This is a genomic window from Pseudarthrobacter sp. NamE2 (genome assembly GCF_005796205.1).
Classification (GTDB): Bacteria; Actinomycetota; Actinomycetes; order Actinomycetales; family Micrococcaceae; genus Arthrobacter.
Window position 1 is genome coordinate 166,668 of record NZ_VAHN01000009.1, and the last position, 20,354, is coordinate 187,021.

Here is a 20,354-nt window from a genome sequence, read left to right on the forward strand (position 1 = left end):
CCTCAGCCCACCAGTTCGTAGGCTGGGGTGGTGAGGAAGTCGGTGTAGTCGTCCGAGAGGCAGATGTCCGCGATCAGTTCGCTGGCCGGCTGGTAGTAGCGGCGGAACGCCTCGTCGCCGAACTCGGTGCGCAGCCGCTCGGTCTCCTCGCCCAGGATCCGCTCCACCAGTTCCTTGGTCACGGTGTTGCCGGTGTCCGCGAGGACGGACTTGTTGCGGATCTGCTGCCACACCTGCGAGCGGGAGATTTCCGCGGTGGCTGCGTCTTCCATCAGGTTGTGGATGGCCACGGCGCCGTTTCCGGAGAGCCAGACCGCGGTGTAGGCCACGGCCACGTAGAGGTTCAGCCGCAGGCCGGCTTCGGTCACCTGGCCTTCTGCGGAGGAGACATCCAGTAGCTGCTCCGCCGTGACGGAAACCTCCGGACGCTGCTTGTCCACCTGGTTCGGCTTGTCGCCCAGGACCGAGTCGAACACCTCGCGGCACGTGGGCACCAGGTCCGGGTGCGCAACCCAGGAACCGTCGAATCCGTCGTTGGCCTCGCGGGTCTTGTCCGCCCGCACTTTCTCGAAGGCAGCCGCGGTGACCTCCGGGTGGCGGCGGTTGGGGATGACGGCTGCCATGCCGCCCATGGCGAAGGCGCCGCGCTTGTGGCAGGTCTTCACCAGCAGTTCGGTGTAGGCGCGCATGAACGGGGCGGTCATCACCACGGAGGCGCGGTCCGGGAGGACGAACTCTTCGCCGGCGTCGCGGAAGTACTTGATGATGCTGAACAGGTAGTCCCAGCGGCCGGCGTTCAGGCCGGAGGCGTGGTCGCGCAGTTCGTAAAGGATCTCGTCCATCTCGAAGGCGGCCGGGATGGTTTCGATCAGCACCGTTGCGCGGATGGTGCCCTGGTTCAGGCCCAGGTAGTCCTGCGCGAAGACAAAGATGTCGTTCCACAGCCGTGCCTCGAGGTGGCTCTCCATCTTGGGCAGGTAATAGTACGGGCCGTGGCCGTTGAGCACCAGCTGCTTGGCGATGTGGAAGAAGTGCAGGCCGAAGTCCACCAGCGCGCCCACGGCGGGTTCGCCGTTGACCAGCAGGTGCTTTTCCTGCATGTGCCAGCCGCGGGGGCGGGCCACCACGACGGCGAGTGGCGCGTCGGTGCGGAGCCGGTACTCCTTGCCTTCATCCGAGGTGTAGCTGAGGGTGCCCTGGGCGGCGTCGCGGAGGTTAAGGATCGCGTCGATGACGTTGCTCCAGGTGGGGGTGCTGGCATCCTCGAGGTCCGCCAGCCACACCTTTGCGCCCGAGTTGAGGGCGTTGATGGCCATCTTCGCCGGGGAGGCGGGGCCGGTCATCTCAACCCGGCGGTCCTGCAGGGCCGCCGGTGCGGGCGCGACCTTCCAGTCGCCGTCGCGCACGTCCTGCGTCTCCGGCAGGAAGTCAAGCTTTCCGGTTTCTGCAACGCGCTGCCGCTTGGCCGTGCGGGCGGCGAGGAGTTCGCTGCGGGTGCCGGCAAAGCGGGTGTGAAGCTCCTCCACGAACGCCAGCGCCTTGGGGGTGAGGATCTCTTCGGCGCGGTTGATCGGCCGGGGATCTGTGACGGTGATGGCCATTTCTGGTCCTTTCCTTTGGCTGGAAGTTCGGGCGGTCAGGCGTTGGCCAGTGCGGGAGCGGCGGCTTCGGCCGAATCCGCGGCGGTTGCCACGTTTGCCGAGCGGGCGGCGGCAGCTACTGCGGCGGCGACGTCACCGGCCACATGGGGATCGAAGACGCTGGGGATAATGTAGCTTGCGTTCAGCTCGTCGTCAGCAACCCGGTTGGCGATTGCCTCGGCCGCGGCCACCAGCATCTCCGGCGTGATGTCGGAGGCGCCGGCATCCAGCAGGCCGCGGAAGAAGCCGGGGAAGGCCAGCACGTTGTTGATCTGGTTGGGAAAGTCGCTGCGGCCCGTGGCCACCACCGCGGCGTGCCTGGAGGCAACAACGGGATCGATTTCCGGCGTCGGGTTGGCCATGGCGAAGACGATCGCGTTGTCCGCCATGGACGCCACCTGCTCCTCGCCGATGACATGCGGGGCGCTGACGCCGATGAAGACGTCCGCGCCCTTGAGCGCCTCGTGCAGTGTGCCGGAGAAACCTTCTTCATTGGTGTTCGCGGCAATCCAGGTCCGGTGTTCGTCGTTGTACTTCTCTCCGGCGTGGATGGCGCCGGAGCGGCCGGCGGCGATGATGTGCCGCGCGCCCTGGGCCTTGAGGAGCTGGATGATGGCGGAGCCTGCCGCGCCGACGCCCGAGACGACGATCCGAACCTCGGAGAGCTTCTTGTCCACCACGCGCAGGGCGTTGACCAGGGCGGCCTGGGTGACGATGGCGGTGCCGTGCTGGTCGTCGTGGAACACGGGGATGTCCAGTTCCTCGCGGAGCCGGTTTTCGATCTCGAAGCAACGCGGGGCTGCGATGTCCTCCAGGTTGATGCCGCCGTACACCGGAGCCATGGCCTTGGCGATCCGGATGATCTCCTCGGTGTCCTGAGTGTCCAGGCAGACGGGCCAGGCGTCCACGTTGGCGAACTGCTTGAAGAGGGCGGCCTTGCCTTCCATGACGGGAAGGGCTGCGGCGGGGCCGATGTTGCCGAGGCCCAGGACCGCGGAACCGTCGGTGAGGACGGCGATGGTGTTGCGCTTGACCGTGAGGTTGCGGGCGGCGGCCGGGTCCTCCGCGATGGCCAGGCAGACGCGTGCGACGCCGGGAGTGTAGGCGCGCGAAAGATCGTCACGGTTGCGCAGGGCTACCTTGGGGACGACTTCGAGCTTGCCGCCGAGGTGCATCAGGAAGGTGCGGTCCGAGACGTGCTGGACGGTGACGCCGTCGAGCGCGTCCAGGGCGTCCTTGACGCGGGCGGCGTGGGCGTCGTCCGTGGTGTTGCAGGTGACGTCGACGACGAGGGTTTCGTGGTGGGATTCGCTGACGTCCAGTGCGGTGATGGCGGCGCCGGCTGCTCCCACTGCTGCTGCCAGTTCGCTGGTGGCGCTGAAGCTTGATGGTGCTTCCACGCGCAGGGTGATCGAATTTCCGGGGCTGGGGTTCGCCATTGAATGTCCTCCTGTTGGGCCTTGTCCGGGCTGCTGCTAGAAACGAATGTTTTCGTATTATGGATATTATTATCTACTTTGTGGAAACACAACCCCTCCTGCCTTTCCGTCGCGTACACCCCCACGGTGCTGTATCTTGAAACAACTAGGGCAATTCTTTTCACGATGCGGATAAGACTTGTCGGAATCTGAGTCACAGGAGACTGGTACATGGCTGAAAAAGCCGCCGGAGGCGTGCAGTCCGTCGAGCGCGTCTTCGAACTTCTGGAATTGATCACCGATGCGGGCGGCGACGTCACGCTGAGTGAGTTGTCCTCATCCACGGACCTGCCGCTGCCCACCATCCACCGGCTCCTGCGTACCCTTGTGTCCCTGGGATACATCCGCCAGCTGCCCAACCGGCGGTATGCGCTGGGCCCGCGGCTCATCCGGCTGGGGGAGGGGGCCAACAAGCAGCTGGGCGCCGTGGCCCGGCCGCAGCTGAAAACGCTTGTGGACAGGCTGGGGGAGACCTCCAATATGGCCGTCCTGGATTCAGACATGGTCATATACGTTGCGCAGGTACCGTCGCTGCACTCGATGCGCATGTTTACCGAGGTGGGCCGACGAGCCCATATGCATGACACCGGCGTGGGCAAGGCCATCCTTGCCCAGTTGGACGATGACACCGTGCGCGGAATCGTTGCCCGCACCGGAATGCCAACCCCCACCCCCAAGAGCATCGGCGACGTAGAGGACCTCCTGGCGGACCTCAAGCTCATACGGGAGCGGGGGTACTCAATTGACGAGGAGGAGCAGGAGCTCGGCGTGCGCTGCTTCGCCATGGCGGTTCCAGACGCTCCCACGCCCGCCGCGATTTCCGTGTCCGGGCCCGTGTCCCGCGTTGACGAGCACTTCGCTGACAAAGCTGTACCCGTCCTGCGGGAAGCGGCTGAGGCTATCTCCGAGGAGCTTAACCGCAGCTGATGCGCCGGGTGCACCGCTGTCGTTCCACCTCTGGCAGGCCCTGCCCCAGCAGGGTTCCGGGTGCCGAATGCCGGCGGAAAAGGCCGTTGACCGGTTGATGGAGCGGGCGTAGCATCAGCCCATCCATTGGAATCAACCCCGGGAGTGCTGTCATGGCAACCTTCATGGATGTGCATCACAATATGGTCGGTATCACCGCAGAGCAGTTGCATGCCGCGCATAACGCGGATCTGGCAATCCAAGCGGATGAGCACGTTGACTTCAAACAAGCCTGGGCGGATCCCGAATCCGGCCTGGTCTACTGCCTGTCGGAGGCTCCGTCCGCAGACGCTGTAAAACGGATTCACGAGCGGGCGGGCCATCCGGCGGACGAAATCCATCCCGTCCCGCTGGCGGTATGAGTAGTCGCCATTGAGAACAGTTCACCGCAGTGTTCCCTAGGGCCACTGCGGTGAACTGTTTTTTGTACCTCCTAGTGCTCCGAAGCCTTCTCGGATGACTGGATGGGGACTTCCTTGCCGTCGCAGTCGATGAGCTTGCCGCCTTCGAAGCGGTCACCCTCCATCAGGCACTTGATGTCCTGCTCCTGGACCACCCGTTCGGTGCCGGCGACGAAGACCGACTGGTTCTCCGAGTTGCCGGCCTTCAAGTGGTTGAACAGCAGATTCAGCAGGATGGCCATCACGGCTGCGGAGCTGATGCCGGAGTGGAAGATGGTGCCGAACCAGGACGGGAACTGGTCGTAGAATGCGGGGGCAGCGATCGGGATCATGCCGAATCCGATGGACGCAGCCACGACGATCAGGTTCATGTTGTTCTTGTACTCCACCTTGGACAGCGTGCGGATGCCGCTGGCCGCCACCGTTCCAAAGAGTACGACGCCGGCGCCCCCCAAAACGGGCGTGGGTACCGCTGCGACCACGCGGCCAAGGACAGGCAGCAGGCCGAGGATCACTAGGATCAGGCCGCCGGCGCTGACCACGAAACGGCTTTTCACGCCGGTAATGGCCACCAGGCCGACGTTCTGGGCGAACGCGCTCTGGGTGAAGGAGTTGAACAGCGGGGAGATGGCGCTGGACAGCATGTCCGCGCGAAGGCCGTCGCCGATCCGCTTCGAGTCCACCTTGCTGCCCACGATCTCGCCCACGGCGATGATGTCCGCCGACGTTTCAGTCAGGGTCACCAGGATGACGATGAGCATGGAGATAATGGCGGCGATTTCGAAGGTGGGCGGGCCGAAGGCGAGGGGCGTGGGGAAGGCCACGATTTCTCCCTGGCCCACCTTGGAGAAGTCGGCCATGCCGAAGGCGAAGGCAATCAGGGTGCCCAGGACCATAGCCAGCAGGATGGACAGGCGCGAGATAGCCGCGCTGCCCACCTTGCTGAGGAGCAGGACGATGGCCATGGTGGCGGCGGCGAGGCCGATGTTTGCCATACTGCCGTAGTTTTCGGCAGTCCTGTTGCCGCCCATGGCCCAGTTGGCCGCCACGGGCATCAGGGTGAGGCCAATGGTGGTGATGACCGTTCCCGTGACCACTGGCGGGAAGAAGCGGATGATCTTCGAGAACAACGGGGTGATCAGCAGCCCGATCAGTGACGCCGCGATCACCGAACCGAATACCGTCTGGATTCCGCCGCCCCCATGGACGATGGCCACCATGGTGGAGACGCCGGCGAAGGAGACGCCCTGAACCAGTGGCAGCTGGGAGCCGAAGAAGGGTACGCCAACCGTCTGCAGGATAGTGGCGAGGCCGCCGACGAAAAGGCAGGCCGCGATGAGAAGGCCGATGTCCTGGGAGCTCATGCCCGCGGCGGCGCCGATGATCAGCGGCGGGGCAATAATGCCGCCATACATGGTGAGGACGTGCTGGAAACCGTAGGCGAACGTGCTTCCGATGGGGAGCCTCTGGTCCTCCGGGCGGGCCTTGGCAGACCCTTTGCCGGCGGCCGCAGCGGCCAGTTTTTTCTTGGTGTTCATGGCAGACTTTCTTGGTTCATGGCAGACGTCATCGTCTGGCTAACGTTGTCTGGCTAACAGGTGAAGCTGTGGGGGTGGTGCTGGGGTTGGTTTCGACAGGCTCCACCACCGGCGGTTGAGCCTGTCGGTGGTTGAGCCTGTCGAAAGCCGGTTGGATTTCGACAAGCCCACCGGCATGGGATCTAGCAGAAGCCGGCGATGCCGGACCAGGCGGCGGGGGCCGCGGTGGCGTCGTCGCGCTGGACGGTGGCCTCGATCAGGCCGTAGGGGCGGTCAGCTGCATAGAAGACCTCGTTGGGGTTGTCCAGGCCGAACGGTGTGAGGTCGACCAGGAAGTGGTGCTTGTTGGGCATCGAGAACTTGATCTCGTCGATCTCGCTGTGGGCCTCGAGGACCTTGGCGCCCATATCGAACAGGGTCTGTTGCAGGGCGTGCGAGTACTTTTCGGTGAAGCCTTCGAGCAGGAGCGCCTTCACGTCGTCGTAGTTCTTGTTGAAGTCCAGGCTGCTGAAGTCGGTGCCGGTCTTGAAGCGCCAGCGGGCAGACACGTCAGTGGCCAGGATACGGTCTGTGGTTTCGGGCAGGGTGGTGTACCGGTCTCGCGGGTAGCCCACGAAGCCGGACTGGGTGGACTTCAGGACGGTGAGGTCCTTCAGGCCGGAGACCAGGTGGGTGGTGGCACCGTCGCGGACCAGGACGGCGGTGCGGACTTCCTGGCCGTTGCGGACGAACGAGTGGTCGTGTTCGCTGCCGTGCGCCTGGATGCGGTTCCAGGCGTACGACTCGGCTTCCCAGCGGCCGCCGGTGACCCAGTCAAAACTGGAGGTGAAGTGCTTGCCGAGGCGCAGCAGGAACGCTTCGGGGGAGCCGACGCCGTCGCGGGCAAAGGCGTAGATGGTGTTTTTCTGGGTGTCCGTGGCCACCACGTGGGCGTTGTCGCCCTCGAGGTGGGCTGCGGTGAAGTCGCCCCGCAGCTGCGAGGTGACGTTCAGGTCCTCAATCTCATGGCGGTCGGTGTCGCGGGTGATCTTGACGACCCGGACCTCCGCCTTGCCGTACTGATTTTCGCCGAGGATGATCTTGCTGCTCATGGTCTTTCCCAACTCCCGGTAAGTGGAACCTAGGTTCCAGCACTGAAATTAAGTGCGCGTTTCGAGCGCGTTTCCGGTGGAGCCGACCCAACAAAAAAGAGCCGGCATCCATCGATGCCAGCTCATTACGACCCTGCCTGCTGCTCCCAGGTTACGTGACCTGCGCCACGAGTTGCCTAACAGCGTACCCCTGCAAGGCGGTGGTGTACATCACAAAAGCAAAATTCGAATTGTGACTGTTGGTGGTCCGGGCTGCGCTCCGATCCATTGACCGATCCCCCTCGCCGCTCTTATGCTTTTCATATAGCAAAAACACTTTTCCGCTTTGCGGAACTTGTTCTTATTCCGAGGAGGATCAGATGTACCAGCAGGACAGGACGCCCGTCGCGCCGCAGCCGGCCGCCGCACCTTCAGCCAAGGAGTTCTACCTCCCCCTCGGCGGCGGCACGGACCCGGATTTCTACGTCCCCGAGGACCGCGTTCACGAACCCGGCCGATTCTCCCGGTGGATCTCCGCGCTGCCGGGGTTTGGTAAGCAGCGGGGCTAAACGGGCCGGCCCGGCCATTCCTTGCCCGCCCAGGGGTCGTAGTCCGCGATGAGCTCCTCCTGCGGCGGACGCCCGGCTTCAGGAACATGCTGCAGGTTCACGCGCACGCGGTACCACAGGGAACTGGAACCGCGCATCCCGTCCACCAGCACATCGGCCGGATGGAGGGCAGGCACAATGTCTGCATGGCGGGACTTCCACTCTTCAAGCGCGGCAATCGCCTCCGGTTTGGTTTTAGTGCGCGCCACCTCGATCAGCGGCATCACTGACTGCCGGCGGCCCGATCCGTTCACCCCGCGGGGTGCTTTCTCGGCAGGACCCAGTTCCTTGGCCAGGGCCAGCAGTCCGTCCAGTTTTCCCGCTGTGTCATCGATGCCGGCGTGCGGATCGCCGATCTCCGCGAACCGCTCCAGCACCGTGGGGACCGTGAACCGTTCCGGCCGGGCGGTACGGACCTCCTCCCATGCCAGGGGCGTCGACACCCGGGCGTCAGGCAGGGCACGCACTGAGTAGGCCGATGCCACCGTGCGGTCCTTGGCGTTCTGGTTGAAATCCACGAAGACGCTTTCGCCCCGCTCCTCCTTCCACCACCGCGCCGTGGCCAAGCCGGGCGCCCGGTTTTCCACCTCCCGGGCAAGCGTTTCGGCGGCGAGCCGGACCTCCTTGTAGGACCAGTGGGGCGCTATGCGCACCAGGATGTGGAGCCCGCGCGAGCCGCTGGTCTTGGGCCATCCCACCAGCCCCACATCGTCGAGGACTTCCTGTGCCACGTAGGCGACGTCCACTATCTGCGACCAGTCGACGCCCGGCATGGGATCCAGGTCCACGCGCAGTTCGTCGGGATGCTCCAGGTCCTCCGCCCGCACCGGGTGCGGGTTGAGGTCCAGGCAGCCGAGGTTTATCACCCAGGCCAGGCCCGCCGCATCCCGGATGACGGCCTCCTCCGCCGACGTGCCGGACGCATAGTGCAGTGTGGTGGTGTCGATGAACGGCGGGTGGTTTTCCGGCACGCGCTTCTGGAAGAACGGCTCGGCGTCAATGCCCTTGGGGAAACGCTTGAGCACCATCGGCCGGCCGCCCGCACCCCGGAGCGCACCCTCCGCCACCCCCAGGTAGTAGCGCACCAGGTCCAGCTTGGTCAGCCCCGGCTCGGGGAACACCATCTTGTCCGGGCTCGAGATCCGGACCTCAACACCCTCGATGTCCAGGATCTCGGCCGGCGTCTTTGACGGAGTCATGCCGCCACGCTAGCAGTTGGTCCCCGGCGCGTCAGCCGTTGATAAGCTTCCGCGCCGCGGCGGAGTGCTCCGCAATCAGTCCTGCGGTGTCCAGTCCCGGGATCTGCCCGTCCAGCACGCGCCACTGCCCGCCCACCATCACACGGTCCGCGCGGTCGGCGGCGCACAACAGCAGCGCGGCGACGGGGTCGTGGCTGCCCGAGAAGCGGAGGTCGTCGAGCTTGAACATTGCCAGGTCCGCCTGCATGCCGGGCGCCAGCTGCCCGAGTGTGGGCCGGCCGAGAACGGCAGCCGACCCGCGGGTCGCCCAGCCGAGCGCGCGCACCACTGGAACGTCAGCCCCGTACCGGAGCCGCTGGAGATACAGCGCCTGCCGGGCCTCGAGGATCATGTTGGAGGCATCGTTCGACGCCGAGCCGTCCACTCCCAGCCCCACCGGCACCCCCGCATCCTCCAGTTCCAGGACCCGGGCCGTGCCCGAAGCGAGCCTCATGTTGGAAGTGGGGCAATGCGCGACGGCGGTGCCCGCCTTTCCGAGTTGGCTGATCTCCGCGTCGCTGAAATGGATGCCGTGGCCGAGCCAGGTGCGGTCCGTCAGCCAGCCGACGCTGTCCAGGTAGTCCACGGTCCGCAGCCCGAACATCTCCAGGCAAAAGTCTTCCTCGTCCAGGGTTTCGGCCAGGTGGGTGTGCAGCCGGACGTCGAGGCGCCCGGCGAGCGCCGCGCTTTCAGCCATGATCTCCTTCGTCACCGAGAACGGTGAACAGGGGGCCAAAGCAATCTGGATGACGGCGTCCTCGCCGCGCTCGTGGTACCGGGCCACCAGCCGTTCGCTGTCTGCCAGCACCACCTCCGGATCCTGCACCGTCGACTGTGGCGGCAGGCCGCCGTCGTCCGTTCCCAGCGTCATGGAACCTCGGGTGAGGGTGGCGCGCATGCCCAGGCGCCGCACCGCGGCCACCTCGATGTCGATGGCGTCTTCCAGCCCTGCAGGGAAGAGGTAGTGGTGGTCGGCGGCGGTGGTGCAGCCGGAGAGCAGCAGTTCGGCCAGCGCAACCGTGGCAGCAAGCTCAAGGTCCTTTGGGGTGAGCCGCGCCCACACCGGGTACAGGTTCTGCAGCCAGGGGAAGAGCGGGGCATTCGCCACCGGCCCCCAGGCGCGCGTCAGGGTTTGGTAGAAGTGGTGGTGCGTGTTGATCAGGCCGGGCAGCAGGACATGGCTGCCGGCGTCGTAGATGTCCGCGCACGGTGCCGCAGGCTGCTGGCCCGCAGCAAGCACCTCCACGATGGTGCCGCCGCTTACAACCACCCCGCCCGAAGCGTCGAGCGAATTGGCGGTGAACGCAGCCAGCGGATCCCGGATCCAGAGCCGGGAAGTGGAGGCAGGCGTGGAGAGAACCATTGTTTGTCCTTGTCCGAGCGCAGGGATGGGAACTCCAGCTCAGTGGGGACCTGTCTGCTGATCCAGGTGGCCGCAAATTGCACCTGTTGATGGCAAGGCAGTGCGGGTGCGTTCAGCCTAGGGAGCGGCGGTGCCGCCGTCAACGCCGGCGGAATATGACCGGTGTCAGGCCGCGGAAACACGGATTTCACATCGCGAAATTAAGTTTCCAGAAAAGTATGGCGCGGACCACAATCCGGTGCTAACCTCGATTTTGCCAAAGGCGGGCACCCGGTTCCGGGAGGCTATCTACCAGGCGCAACTTAACCTTCACAGCACATGCTGAAGCCTGGTAACCGTTCGCACCTGGTTCTACTGGTCCTGCAACCGGCATCAGGCTTCCCGGCACTAAGGAAGTCGCATCATGAGTACCACCGTCACGGCCGAGCAGTTCCTGGCCAGATCCATCCGGCTGGCAACGGCCAACGTCCTCAACAGCGGCGGGCCCTTCGGCGCCATGATCGTCACCGCGGACGGCAAGACGTTCGACGGCGTCAACCGCGTCACCGCGGACAACGATCCCACCGCCCACGCGGAAGTCACCGCCATCCGCACCGCCTGCCGCGAGCTCGGCACCTTCGACCTCAGCGGCGCCGTCCTCTACACCAGCTGCGAGCCATGCCCCATGTGCCTGGCCTCCGCGCTGTGGGCCCGCGTCGAGCGGGTTGTCTACGCGGCAGACCGGCACGACGCCGCCTCAGTCGGCTTCGACGACGCCGTCTTCTACGAATACTTCGAAAGCCAGGACAGGGACTCCCTGATGCCGGTGTCCAAGCTGGAACTGGGTGATCCCCAGGCCCCGACGCCGCTGGAGCCGTTCAACACCTGGAACACGCTCGACTCCAGGATCGACTACTAGGCCCGGCGGCTACGATGACCATCCTGGATTCCTCCCACGAGGAGCATTCGGCTCCACAAACCCGCACCCCCCGCCCGGCAGCCGCTGCAACGGCAGGCACCCCCAAGCCGCCGGCGTCGAACTCCCTCCTTGACCGGTTCTTCCACATCAGCCGGCGCGGCTCAACGCTGGCCCGTGAATTCCGCGGCGGCCTGGTCACCTTCTTCACCATGGCGTACATCGTCATCCTGAACCCGCTCATCCTCGGCGGGTTCAGCGCGGACAACGCGCCCACGGACGTCGCCGGCGGGTGGCTCTCCGCCGCGCAGGTGGGCGCCGTCACCGGCCTCACTGCCGGTGTGATGACCATCCTCTTCGGCCTCGTCGCCAACCTGCCGTTCGGCCTCGCGGCAGGGCTTGGCATCAACTCCTTCCTGGCCGTCTCGGTGATCCAGGAAGTCACCTGGGCCGAGGCCATGGGCCTGGTGGTGATCAACGGCATCCTGATTGTGCTGTTCGGCGTCACCGGTGCCCGCACCGCCATCTTCCGGGCAGTGCCCAAGGAACTGAAGGCTGCCATCACCGTGGGCATCGGCCTGTTCATCGCCTTCATCGGCTTCGTGGACTCCGGCTTCGTCCGGGCCACGGCGGGCGGGCCGCCCGTGCAGCTGGGCGACGGCGGCTCCATCACCTCCGTGCCCACCCTGGTGTTCGTCATTGGCCTGCTCAGCATGGGCATCCTGGTGGCGCGCAAGGTCCAGGGCGGCCTGCTGATCGGCATCGTCGGCACCACCGTGCTGGCCGCCGTCGTGGAAGCCGTCTTCAAGATCGGCCCCGCCAGCGCCACCAACCCCGGCGGCTGGCACCTGAACACCCCTGTCCTGTCCGGGCAGCTCGTCTCCGCCCCGGACCTGTCCCTGGTTGGGCAGTTCGACCTCTTCGGCTCGTTCGCCAGGATCGGCGGGCTTGCAGCCACCATGCTGGTGTTCACCCTGGTCTTCACCAACTTCTTCGACGCCATGGGCACCATGACCGGCCTGGCCAGGAGTGCCGGCGTCGCGCACAAGGACGGCACGTTCCCCCGGCTCAAATCGGCCTTCATCGTGGAAGGCTTCGGCGCCGTGGCCGGCGGCGCCACCTCCGGCTCCTCCAACACCGTGTACATCGACTCCGCGGCCGGGATCGGCGAAGGCGCCCGCACCGGCCTGGCCTCGGTGGTGACGGGTGTGCTGTTCCTCGGCTCGATGTTCCTCACCCCGCTCACCAGCGTGGTTCCGCTCGAGGTCGCCGCCGCGGCGCTCGTTGTGGTGGGCGCGATGATGATGGCGCAGATCCGCGAGATCAAGTTCACCAAGTTCAGCGTGGCCCTGCCGGCATTCCTCACCATCGTGACCATGCCGCTGAGCTACTCCATCGCCAACGGCATCGGGGTGGGTTTCGTCAGCTGGGCCATCATCGGCGCCGCGTCCGGCAAGGCGAAGAAGATCCACCCGCTGATGTGGGCCGTCAGCGCCGGATTCCTGGTGTACTTCGCCCGTGGGCCCATCAACCTCCTCCTGGGAGCCTGACCCGCGATGCTGTGCTGCCGGTCCGGCTGTCCGCTCCGCCATGCCCGGGCGCGGATGACCGGACCGGCATACCGCACGCATTTCCACCCCATATCCTTTCCGAACCACCCCACAGGAACGACAATGGACACCACCGCCGCGGAAGAAGGAGTGCCGCAATGCTTGACCTGATCCCTTCGCTCGGCTCCTGGCTGCAGCGGCCCGAGGACCGGCAGTTCGCCGTTGCCACCATCGTTGCGGCCGCGGGTTCCGTGCCCCGGCCCGTCGGAACCTCCATGATCGTCACCGGCTCTGGTGAGGTACTGGGCAGCCTGTCCGGCGGCTGCGTGGAAGGCGCCGTGGTGGCGCTCGCCCAGGACGCAATGGACGACGGCAGCCCGCGCCGCAAGGCCTTCGGCTTCAGTTCCGCGGACGCCTTCGCCGCCGGGCTCACCTGCGGTGGAGAGCTGGACGTCCACGTTGAGCCGGTTCCTGCCGACATGCCCGGACAGGCTGCGCACCCGCTCCGGGCCTCGCTGCGCCAACTCGCGGAACTGGCGGCGGACGAACCCGTAGCGCTGGTACGGGGGATCGGCACCCCCGGGGGCGGCGCCGTCGTCATCCGGAATTCCGAAGGCTTCAGCGCAGCGGCCCTAAACCTGTCAGGGCTGCAGGGCGAGCCGCTCTTCCAGGTGGAAGCACTGGTGCGCAGCGGCAGTGCGGGCCTGGTCCGGCTGGCCCAACCCGGCAGCTGCCCTGCAGACAGGACCGGCGACGACAAGGAATTCGGACCCGCCGTCCTGGTGGAATCCCGCCTGGCGCCGCCGCGGATGCTGGTGTTCGGCGCCAACGACTTTGGCGCGGCACTGGTCCCCGCGGCCAGGCTGCTCGGCTATCACGTGACCCTGGTGGACGCCCGCCCCGCCTTCGCCAACCAGCCCCGGTTCGCCGTGGCGGACCAAGTGGTGACGGACTGGCCGCACCGCTACCTGGCGGCGGAAGCAGCCGCCGGACGGGTGGACAACCGCACCGTGGCGGCCGTCCTCACCCACGATCCGAAATTCGACATCCCGCTCCTGGAAACGGCGCTCGCCCTGGACCTCGCCTACGTGGGTGCCATGGGCTCGCGGCGGAGCCACCTGCAGCGGGTGGACAACCTCCTCGCCGCCGGTGTCCGGCCGGAACGGATCGCACAGCTGCATTCACCCATTGGCCTGGACCTCGGTGCCGTCACCCCGGCCGAAGTGGCGGTGTCCATCACCGCCGAGCTTCTCGCCGCGCGCAACGGCGCTGCCAGGTGCATCCCGCTGCGGGACGCGTCCGGCCCCATCCATCAACAGCACCCGGCCCGGCCGGTGCCCACAAACACCACCCAGCAGGAGATCGCATGGACATGAACACCATCGAGGCGGTGGTCCCCACCACCGACCCCGCACAATGGCGCGACGGCGACGCCTGGCTCGCCGGCGGAACGGTCCTCTTCTCCTACGGCAGCTGCGCCTTCGGACCGAAGCCGCTGCGCCGCCTCCTGGACCTCGGTTCGGCCGGCTGGACCCCGGCCACCGTCACCGACGACGGCATCGAGCTCGCGGCCACCTGCACCGTCGCCCAGCTTTACAGCCTGCCGGACTTCCCGGCAGCTGCCGGCCGCTCCTGGCCCGGACTGGACCTGGTCCGGCCGTGCTGCGATTCCTTCGTGGCGTCCTTCAAGGTCTGGAACATGTCCACCGTGGGCGGCAACCTCTGCACCTCGCTGCCCGCCGGGCCCATGATCTCGCTCTGCGCCGGACTGGACGGCACCGCCACCATCCTGGGACCCGGCGGCACCAGCCGCACCGTTGCCGTCGCCGAATTCGTCACCGGTGACGCCCAAAACTGCCTGGCACCCGGCGAGCTGCTGCGCAGCATCCACCTGCCGGCCTCGGCCCTGTCCGCCCGGGTGGCGTTCCGCCGCCTGTCCTTGAGCAACCTGGGCAGGTCCGGCGTCCTGCTGGTCGGAAGGCTCGACGGCGGCACCTCGCTGGTCCTCACCGTCACCGCCGCGACCAAGCGGCCCGTGCAGCTGCGCTTCGAGGCGCTCCCGGACGCGGACCGGCTGGCGGCGGCACTTGATGATGCGATTCCCGCCGACCTTTACCACGACGACATCCACGGCCTGCCGGACTGGCGCCGGGACATGACCTACCGGCTGGCGGAGGAGATCCGCGCCGAACTCTCCGCGCCGGTTGGGGCTACAGGGCTGGAGGTTTCCGGGGACTTCTGGCCGCCGGCACTGCCTGGCGCCGGCCGCGACGCACTTTCGAAAGGGGCCTGAGCATGGCCATCGACATCAACGGAACACCGTCCGACGCTACGCCGCGGCCCGGCCAATGCCTGCGGACCTTCCTGCGCGAGCAGGGCAACACCGGCGTCAAGAAGGGCTGCGACGGCGGCGACTGCGGTGCCTGCACAGTGCACGTGGACGGGACCCCGGTCCACAGCTGCATCTACCCGGCGGTCCGTGCCGAGGGGCACTCGGTCACCACCATCGAGGGGCTTGCCGCCACGGCCGGACCGGCTGGCGATCTCCATCCGGTCCAGCAGCAGTTCATGGAGCGGCAGGGCTTCCAATGCGGCTTCTGCACGGCCGGCATGGTGATGACCGCCGCCACTTTCGATGACGAACAAAAGGACAACCTGCCCCGGAACCTCAAGGGCAACCTCTGCCGCTGCACCGGATACCGCGCCATCGCCGACGCCGTCTGCGGAGATGCGGGACATCCTGATCCGCGGGGGCAGGGTTCAGGTATCGCCGGGGAAGGACAGCCGGACCCGGAACCGGGACAGTTGGGCGACGACGTGCCCGCCCCCGCCAGCCGTGCCGTGGTCACCGGGACCGCCCGGTACACACTGGACCTTCCCAGGGAGCAACAGCAGGGCCTGCTGCACCTGAAGATCCTGCGCTCGCCGCATCCGCATGCCCGCGTGGTTTCGATCAACAAGGACGCCGCGCTGCAGGTGCCCGGCGTCGTGGCCGTCTTCACCCATGAGGACGCGCCGGAACAGTTGTTCTCCACGGCCCAGCACGAGCTCTTCACCGACGACCCCGACGATACCCGGGTGCTGGATGACGTGGTGCGGTTCATCGGGCAGCGGGTGGCCGCCGTCGTGGCCGAGTCCGTACCCGCGGCGGAAGCCGGCGTCCGCGCCCTGGCCGTGGACTATGAGGAACTGCCCGCCGTCCTCACCCCGCAGGATGCCCTGCTGCCCGGTGCGCCGCTGGTGCACGGGGACAAGGACGGCACCACGGCCCGGATTTCCCGGCCGGACCGCAACGTGGTGGCCGAGCTGCACTCCGAACTGGGCAGCGTGGCTGACGGCTTCGCGGCGGCCGACTTCATCCACGAACAGACGTACCGGACCCAGCGGGTCCAGCACGTGGCGCTGGAAACCCACGCGGCCATTGCATCCGTGGACGACGACGGCCGGCTGCAGGTCCGCACCTCCAGCCAGGTCCCGTTCCTGGTCCGCCGTACGCTGTGCCGGGTTTTCGGGCTGGAGGAGGACCAGGTCCACGTGGTGGCCGGCCGGGTGGGCGGCGGCTTCGGCGGCAAGCAGGAGGTCCTCACGGAGGACCTGGTGGCGCTCGCGGCCCTGAAACTGAAGCGGCCCGTCCAGCTGGAACTCACCCGCACCGAGCAGTTCACCGCCACCACCACCCGGCATCCCTTCACCATCAAGCTCAAGGCCGGAGCCACCAGGGACGGAGCGCTGACCGCCCTGGAACTGGACGTGCTCACCAACACCGGCGCGTACGGAAACCATGGCCCGGGCGTGATGTTCCACGGCTGTGGTGAATCGCTGGCGGTGTACAAGTGCGCCAACAAAAAGGTGGACGCGCACGCCATGTACACCAACACCGTCCCGGCCGGTGCGTTCCGCGGCTACGGGCTGAGCCAGATGGTCTTCGCCATCGAATCCGCCATGGACGAGCTCGCAGCCGGCATTGGGATGGACCCGTTCGAGTTCCGCCGGAAGAACATGGTCCGCGAAGGGGACCACATGCTCTCCACCCAGCCGGAACCGGAGGAGGACGTCCACTACGGCAGCTACGGGCTGGACCAGTGCCTGGACCTGGTGCGCGACGCGCTGGACCGGGGCCGCGAACGCTACAGGGCGGCTGGCCTGGATGAGCTGGGCCCGGACTGGATGACCGGCGAGGGGGCGGCGCTGTCCATGATCGATACCGTGCCGCCGCGGGGCCACTTTGCCCACTCCAGGCTCAGGCTCCTGCCTGACGGGACGTACCAGGCCGACGTCGGGACAGCCGAATTCGGCAACGGCACCACCACGGTCCATGCCCAGCTCGCCGCCACAGCCCTGGCCACTGACGCCTCCCGCGTTGTGGTGCGGCAGTCGGACACGGACCTGATCGAGCACGATACCGGAGCCTTCGGGTCGTCCGGCACGGTGGTGGCCGGCAAGGCGACCCTGGCGGCGGCCGAAGAACTGGCCGTCCGCATCCGGGCCTTCGCCGCGGGCATCCGGCAGACCCAGGCCGCCGCGTGTGTGTTGGAGGGGGACGCGGTGGTCATCGACGGGACTCCCGTGGCACTGGCTGAACTGGCGCAGCAGGCCGCGGATGCCGGCGTCGAACTCGCTGCCGAGGGGCGCTGGGGCGGCACTCCGCGCTCTGTTGCCTTCAACGTCCACGGGTTCCGGGTGGCCGTCAACCGCGGCACCGGCGAGCTGAAGATCCTGCAGAGCGTGCAGGCCGCGGACGCCGGCGTGGTGGTCAATCCCCGCCAGTGCCGCGGGCAAATCGAAGGCGGCATCGCCCAGGCCATCGGTGCCGCGCTGTACGAGGAAGTGGTGGTGAACGACGCCGGCAAGGTCACCACGGACATCCTGCGGCAGTATCACATCCCCACCTTCGCGGACGTTCCGCGCAGCGAGGTGTACTTTGCCGACACCAACGACTCCCTGGGGCCGCTGGGCGCCAAGTCCATGAGCGAAAGCCCGTTCAACCCCGTGGCGCCGGCGCTGGCGAACGCGATCCGGAACGCCACGGGCGTACGTTTTGCATCCCTGCCGATTGCGCGCGACCGGATCTACCTGGGCCTCAAGGCGGCGGGACTGGTGCCCGCCGAACAGGTTCTTTCCTGATGCGGGGGCGGGGTCATATAAGGCCCGGCCGGGCGCTTCCGGACGGCCCGATCTGACCCCGCCCTGCATCGTTGCATATAGTCGAGGGATGGAACAGCGGATTTTAGGCAAGACCGGACGGAACGTATCGGTCGTGGGGCTGGGCACCTGGCAGCTCGGCGCGGACTGGGGCCACGTGGACCCGGCGCAGGCGCAGGCCATCCTGGCGGCGTCGGCGGAAGCAGGCGTCAACTTTTTCGACACCGCCGATGTGTACGGCGACGGCAAGAGCGAGCAGGCCATCGGGACGTTCCTCGCGGATAACCCGGGGCTGGACATCACCGTGGCCACCAAGATGGGACGCCGGGTGGACCAGGTCCCGGAAAACTACACACTGGCCAACTTCCGCCAGTGGGTGGACCGCTCGCGCAGGAACCTGGGAACGGACACCCTGGACCTGGTCCAGCTGCACTGCCCGCCCACCCCGGTGTTCAGCAACAACGAGGTCTACGACGCCCTGGACACCCTGGTGGCCGAAGGCGCCATCCGGAACTACGGCGTGAGCGTGGAACGGACGGACGAGGCGCTGGAAGCAATCCGGCGCGGCAACACCGCCTCCGTCCAGATCATCCTCAATGCCTTCCGGCTCAAGCCCCTGGACGAGGTGCTGCCCGCGGCCAAGGCGGCCAACGTGGGCATCATCGCCCGGGTCCCGCTCGCTTCCGGCCTGCTGTCCGGGAAGTACTCCAGGGACACCACCTTTGCGGAGAACGACCACCGGAACTACAACCGCAACGGCGAGTCCTTCGACGTCGGCGAAACGTTCTCCGGCGTCGACTACGAACTGGGCCTGAAGGCTGTGGCGGAGTTTGAACAGCTGGTGCCGTCCGGTGCCACAACCGCCCAGGCTGCCATCGCCTGGATCGCCGCACAGGACGGCGTCACCTCCGTCATTCCCGGAGCCCGTACCGTGGAACAGGCTGCGGCCAACGCGGCCGCCGCTTCCGTGGCGGTGACCCAGGAGTTCGACGGCGGGGTCCGCTGGATCTACGACCACTACTTCCGGGATTCAATCCACCCGCGCTGGTAGCCGTTCGGCCCAGGACAGACCCGTGCACCCCGCCTCCGACATCGATGCCTTCATCGAACGGCTGGCGGCGGTAGCGGCCGGGCCTGCCTGGACCAACTTCTTTGACCACAGCGTGCCGGCCAATGCGTTGCGCCGGGAGAACCTGAGGCTCTACCTGACCCAGATGCTGGAGCGCCGGCCCGGGGTCCTGCTGGTGGGGGAGGCCCCCGGGTTCCGGGGCATGCGCATCACCGGTGTGCCCTTCACCAACCGAAGCATGTTCGAAGGCCCGGCCAACAGCTTCGGGTTGTTCGGCACCGGTGCGGGCTATGTGCTGCCGCCCGAGGCTGCGGGAGTGCCGTCCGAACCCACCGCGACAGTGATGTGGCAGGTCCTGGCCGAGCTGGAGTTCCTGCCGCTGTTGTGGAGCGCCTTCCCGTGGCATCCGCACCGGCCAGGGCAGCCGCTGACCAACCGCACGCCGCGGCCTTTCGAAGCTGCCCTGGGAACGCCCTTCTGGCAGGCGCTTGCGGAACTGTCCGAGGTCCGGACAGTGGTGGCAGTGGGCAACGTGGCGCACCGCAGCCTGCTGCGCAGCGGCCTGGACGTGCCCAAGATCCGCCACCCGGCGCATGGGGGACGGGCAGGCTTTAAGAGCGGGCTGGAGCAACTGCTACTGAAGTAAGCCCAGCTGGTCCGGAGTATCAATGTCCTCGCCCGTGGACTGGTCGCTGCAGTCCACCTCGTCCACCAGGTCCGGGTGTGCCTGCAGGAACCCGCGCGCGCCGGCGTCGCCCGCCACTGTCTCCCGCACCGCCGGGCGCAGCGAGGCGTCGATCAGCAGGGGATGGCCGCGGTGCAGACCCTGCGCCAGCCCGCCGTCGGACGCTTCCCGACGGCGGTATGCGGCAGCGGTGATCCGTCCCGGCCGGTGCGCGGCGAGGAGGCGCGCCACCGTTTCCGGCGTGAGACCTGGCTGGTCCACCAGCGCGACCAGCACGTGGTCTGCCGGATCGGCCGCCTGCTCGCCCAGCAGGAAGGAACTGCCCATGCCCGTGTGCCAGTCAGGATTGACTACGATCCGGCAGCGGTCCAGCATGGCGCCGGCGGCGACGTCAGCCGCGCCGGCGCCCAAAACCACCACCACCTCGCGGCAGCCGCCGTGGAGGAGGGTTCCGGCGATGGCTTCCACGAGCGGCCGGCCGCGGTAGGGCAGCAGCGCCTTTGGGCCCAGGCCCAGCCGGGTCCCGGCTCCCGCGGCCAGCACAATGCCGGTGGCGTGAATTCCCATACCCGCACCCTAACGTGGAAAGGTCGCTAGGCGTCGCCGCCCGCTCCTCCGGTGGTGCCCGCGTTGACGTCCAGGAGTTTGTAGCGGTCCATGGCGTACGACGGCGCGCCCTCCTCCACCTCGCCCCTCGCCGCGAGCATCTGC

The 20,354-nt window shown here is 67.1% G+C and carries 17 protein-coding genes; 10 read left to right on the forward strand and 7 right to left on the reverse strand.

Annotated features, from left to right (window positions below; genetic code table 11):
* Positions 1-2 precede the first annotated feature (2 nt).
* Together aceB and FDW83_RS12500 are read right to left on the reverse strand one after the other, a co-directional pair.
* Positions 3-1,601, reverse strand: coding sequence for a malate synthase A (aceB, locus tag FDW83_RS12495; RefSeq protein ID WP_138138406.1), 1,599 nt, complete (start codon positions 1,599-1,601; stop codon positions 3-5).
* Between the two features lie 35 nt (positions 1,602-1,636).
* The gene (locus tag FDW83_RS12500; RefSeq protein WP_138138407.1) at positions 1,637-3,079 is read right to left on the reverse strand and encodes an NAD-dependent malic enzyme; all 1,443 of its coding nucleotides are present in this window, start codon (positions 3,077-3,079) and stop codon (positions 1,637-1,639) included.
* Positions 3,080-3,289: 210 nt separating this feature from the next.
* Between FDW83_RS12500 and FDW83_RS12505 the strand changes: the two genes are divergently transcribed.
* Together FDW83_RS12505 and FDW83_RS12510 are read left to right on the forward strand one after the other, a co-directional pair.
* On the forward strand, positions 3,290-4,045 hold the full coding sequence (locus FDW83_RS12505) for an IclR family transcriptional regulator (protein ID WP_138138408.1): 756 nt from the start codon (positions 3,290-3,292) through the stop codon (positions 4,043-4,045).
* Positions 4,046-4,197: 152 nt separating this feature from the next.
* Complete coding sequence (locus FDW83_RS12510) at positions 4,198-4,446, forward strand: SCO4226 family nickel-binding protein (RefSeq protein WP_138138409.1); 249 nt, start codon at positions 4,198-4,200, stop codon at positions 4,444-4,446.
* 71 nt (positions 4,447-4,517) lie between these two features.
* On the opposite strand, the gene FDW83_RS12515 is transcribed toward FDW83_RS12510, so the two are convergent.
* Positions 4,518-6,023 carry a nucleobase:cation symporter-2 family protein gene (locus FDW83_RS12515; RefSeq protein WP_138138410.1) on the reverse strand — a complete coding sequence of 502 codons (1,506 nt, stop codon included), beginning with the start codon at positions 6,021-6,023 and terminating at the stop codon, positions 4,518-4,520.
* 182 nt (positions 6,024-6,205) lie between these two features.
* Positions 6,206-7,114: a factor-independent urate hydroxylase gene (gene pucL / locus FDW83_RS12520; RefSeq protein ID WP_138138411.1), complete on the reverse strand. Its 909-nt coding sequence runs from the start codon at positions 7,112-7,114 to the stop codon at positions 6,206-6,208.
* 359 nt (positions 7,115-7,473) lie between these two features.
* On the opposite strand from pucL, the gene FDW83_RS12525 reads away from it, so the two are divergent.
* Positions 7,474-7,662 (forward strand): hypothetical protein, encoded by a 189-nt coding sequence (locus FDW83_RS12525; protein WP_138138412.1) that lies wholly within the window; start codon positions 7,474-7,476, stop codon positions 7,660-7,662.
* Here FDW83_RS12525 and ligD read toward each other — a convergent pair.
* Entirely contained in the window at positions 7,659-8,900 is a 1,242-nt protein-coding gene (ligD, locus tag FDW83_RS12530) for a non-homologous end-joining DNA ligase (RefSeq protein WP_138138413.1), read from the reverse strand. The genes FDW83_RS12525 and ligD overlap by 4 nt on opposite strands.
* 31 nt (positions 8,901-8,931) lie before the next feature.
* Positions 8,932-10,302: an 8-oxoguanine deaminase gene (locus FDW83_RS12535; RefSeq protein WP_138138414.1), complete on the reverse strand. Its 1,371-nt coding sequence runs from the start codon at positions 10,300-10,302 to the stop codon at positions 8,932-8,934.
* Between the two features lie 403 nt (positions 10,303-10,705).
* Here FDW83_RS12535 and FDW83_RS12540 point away from each other — a divergent pair, with 403 nt between their 5' ends.
* The 7 genes from FDW83_RS12540 (at position 10,706) to FDW83_RS12570 (ending at position 19,604) form a co-directional block, all read left to right on the forward strand.
* Positions 10,706-11,200 carry a nucleoside deaminase gene (locus tag FDW83_RS12540; RefSeq protein WP_138138415.1) on the forward strand — a complete coding sequence of 165 codons (495 nt, stop codon included), beginning with the start codon at positions 10,706-10,708 and terminating at the stop codon, positions 11,198-11,200.
* A gap of 14 nt (positions 11,201-11,214) precedes the next feature.
* On the forward strand, positions 11,215-12,747 hold the full coding sequence (locus FDW83_RS12545) for an NCS2 family permease (protein WP_138138416.1): 1,533 nt from the start codon (positions 11,215-11,217) through the stop codon (positions 12,745-12,747).
* A gap of 158 nt (positions 12,748-12,905) precedes the next feature.
* Complete coding sequence (locus tag FDW83_RS12550; RefSeq protein WP_138138417.1) at positions 12,906-14,123, forward strand: XdhC family protein; 1,218 nt, start codon at positions 12,906-12,908, stop codon at positions 14,121-14,123.
* Positions 14,114-15,040 carry a xanthine dehydrogenase family protein subunit M gene (locus FDW83_RS12555; protein ID WP_138138418.1) on the forward strand — a complete coding sequence of 309 codons (927 nt, stop codon included), beginning with the start codon at positions 14,114-14,116 and terminating at the stop codon, positions 15,038-15,040. Before FDW83_RS12550 ends, FDW83_RS12555 begins: the two co-directional genes overlap by 10 nt.
* Positions 15,041-15,042: 2 nt before the next feature.
* Positions 15,043-17,871 (forward strand): molybdopterin-dependent oxidoreductase, encoded by a 2,829-nt coding sequence (locus FDW83_RS12560; RefSeq protein ID WP_138138419.1) that lies wholly within the window; start codon positions 15,043-15,045, stop codon positions 17,869-17,871.
* 88 nt (positions 17,872-17,959) lie between these two features.
* Positions 17,960-18,940, forward strand: coding sequence for an aldo/keto reductase (locus FDW83_RS12565; RefSeq protein WP_138138420.1), 981 nt, complete (start codon positions 17,960-17,962; stop codon positions 18,938-18,940).
* A 22-nt stretch (positions 18,941-18,962) separates the two neighbouring features.
* Complete coding sequence (locus FDW83_RS12570) at positions 18,963-19,604, forward strand: uracil-DNA glycosylase (protein ID WP_138138421.1); 642 nt, start codon at positions 18,963-18,965, stop codon at positions 19,602-19,604.
* On the opposite strand, the gene nboR is transcribed toward FDW83_RS12570, so the two are convergent.
* Positions 19,593-20,210 carry a nicotine blue oxidoreductase gene (gene nboR / locus FDW83_RS12575; protein ID WP_138138422.1) on the reverse strand — a complete coding sequence of 206 codons (618 nt, stop codon included), beginning with the start codon at positions 20,208-20,210 and terminating at the stop codon, positions 19,593-19,595. The genes FDW83_RS12570 and nboR overlap by 12 nt on opposite strands.
* Positions 20,211-20,354 lie beyond the last annotated feature (144 nt).

What these genes read in the sequence shown, in the direction of transcription:
- FDW83_RS12550 (WP_138138417.1), top strand. Translation starts at nt 12,906, where the DNA reads ATGCTTGACCTGATCCCTTCGCTCGGCTCCTGGCTGCAGCGGCCCGAG.
- FDW83_RS12540 (WP_138138415.1), top strand. Translation starts at nt 10,706, where the DNA reads ATGAGTACCACCGTCACGGCCGAGCAGTTCCTGGCCAGATCCATCCGG.
- FDW83_RS12525 (WP_138138412.1), top strand. Translation starts at nt 7,474, where the DNA reads ATGTACCAGCAGGACAGGACGCCCGTCGCGCCGCAGCCGGCCGCCGCA.
- FDW83_RS12545 (WP_138138416.1), top strand. Translation starts at nt 11,215, where the DNA reads ATGACCATCCTGGATTCCTCCCACGAGGAGCATTCGGCTCCACAAACC.
- FDW83_RS12565 (WP_138138420.1), top strand. Translation starts at nt 17,960, where the DNA reads ATGGAACAGCGGATTTTAGGCAAGACCGGACGGAACGTATCGGTCGTG.
- FDW83_RS12500 (WP_138138407.1), bottom strand. Translation starts at nt 3,079, where the DNA reads ATGGCGAACCCCAGCCCCGGAAATTCGATCACCCTGCGCGTGGAAGCA.
- FDW83_RS12505 (WP_138138408.1), top strand. Translation starts at nt 3,290, where the DNA reads ATGGCTGAAAAAGCCGCCGGAGGCGTGCAGTCCGTCGAGCGCGTCTTC.
- FDW83_RS12535 (WP_138138414.1), bottom strand. Translation starts at nt 10,302, where the DNA reads ATGGTTCTCTCCACGCCTGCCTCCACTTCCCGGCTCTGGATCCGGGAT.
- aceB (WP_138138406.1), bottom strand. Translation starts at nt 1,601, where the DNA reads ATGGCCATCACCGTCACAGATCCCCGGCCGATCAACCGCGCCGAAGAG.
- FDW83_RS12560 (WP_138138419.1), top strand. Translation starts at nt 15,043, where the DNA reads ATGGCCATCGACATCAACGGAACACCGTCCGACGCTACGCCGCGGCCC.
- FDW83_RS12510 (WP_138138409.1), top strand. Translation starts at nt 4,198, where the DNA reads ATGGCAACCTTCATGGATGTGCATCACAATATGGTCGGTATCACCGCA.
- nboR (WP_138138422.1), bottom strand. Translation starts at nt 20,210, where the DNA reads ATGGGAATTCACGCCACCGGCATTGTGCTGGCCGCGGGAGCCGGGACC.
- pucL (WP_138138411.1), bottom strand. Translation starts at nt 7,114, where the DNA reads ATGAGCAGCAAGATCATCCTCGGCGAAAATCAGTACGGCAAGGCGGAG.
- FDW83_RS12555 (WP_138138418.1), top strand. Translation starts at nt 14,114, where the DNA reads ATGGACATGAACACCATCGAGGCGGTGGTCCCCACCACCGACCCCGCA.
- ligD (WP_138138413.1), bottom strand. Translation starts at nt 8,900, where the DNA reads ATGACTCCGTCAAAGACGCCGGCCGAGATCCTGGACATCGAGGGTGTT.
- FDW83_RS12515 (WP_138138410.1), bottom strand. Translation starts at nt 6,023, where the DNA reads ATGAACACCAAGAAAAAACTGGCCGCTGCGGCCGCCGGCAAAGGGTCT.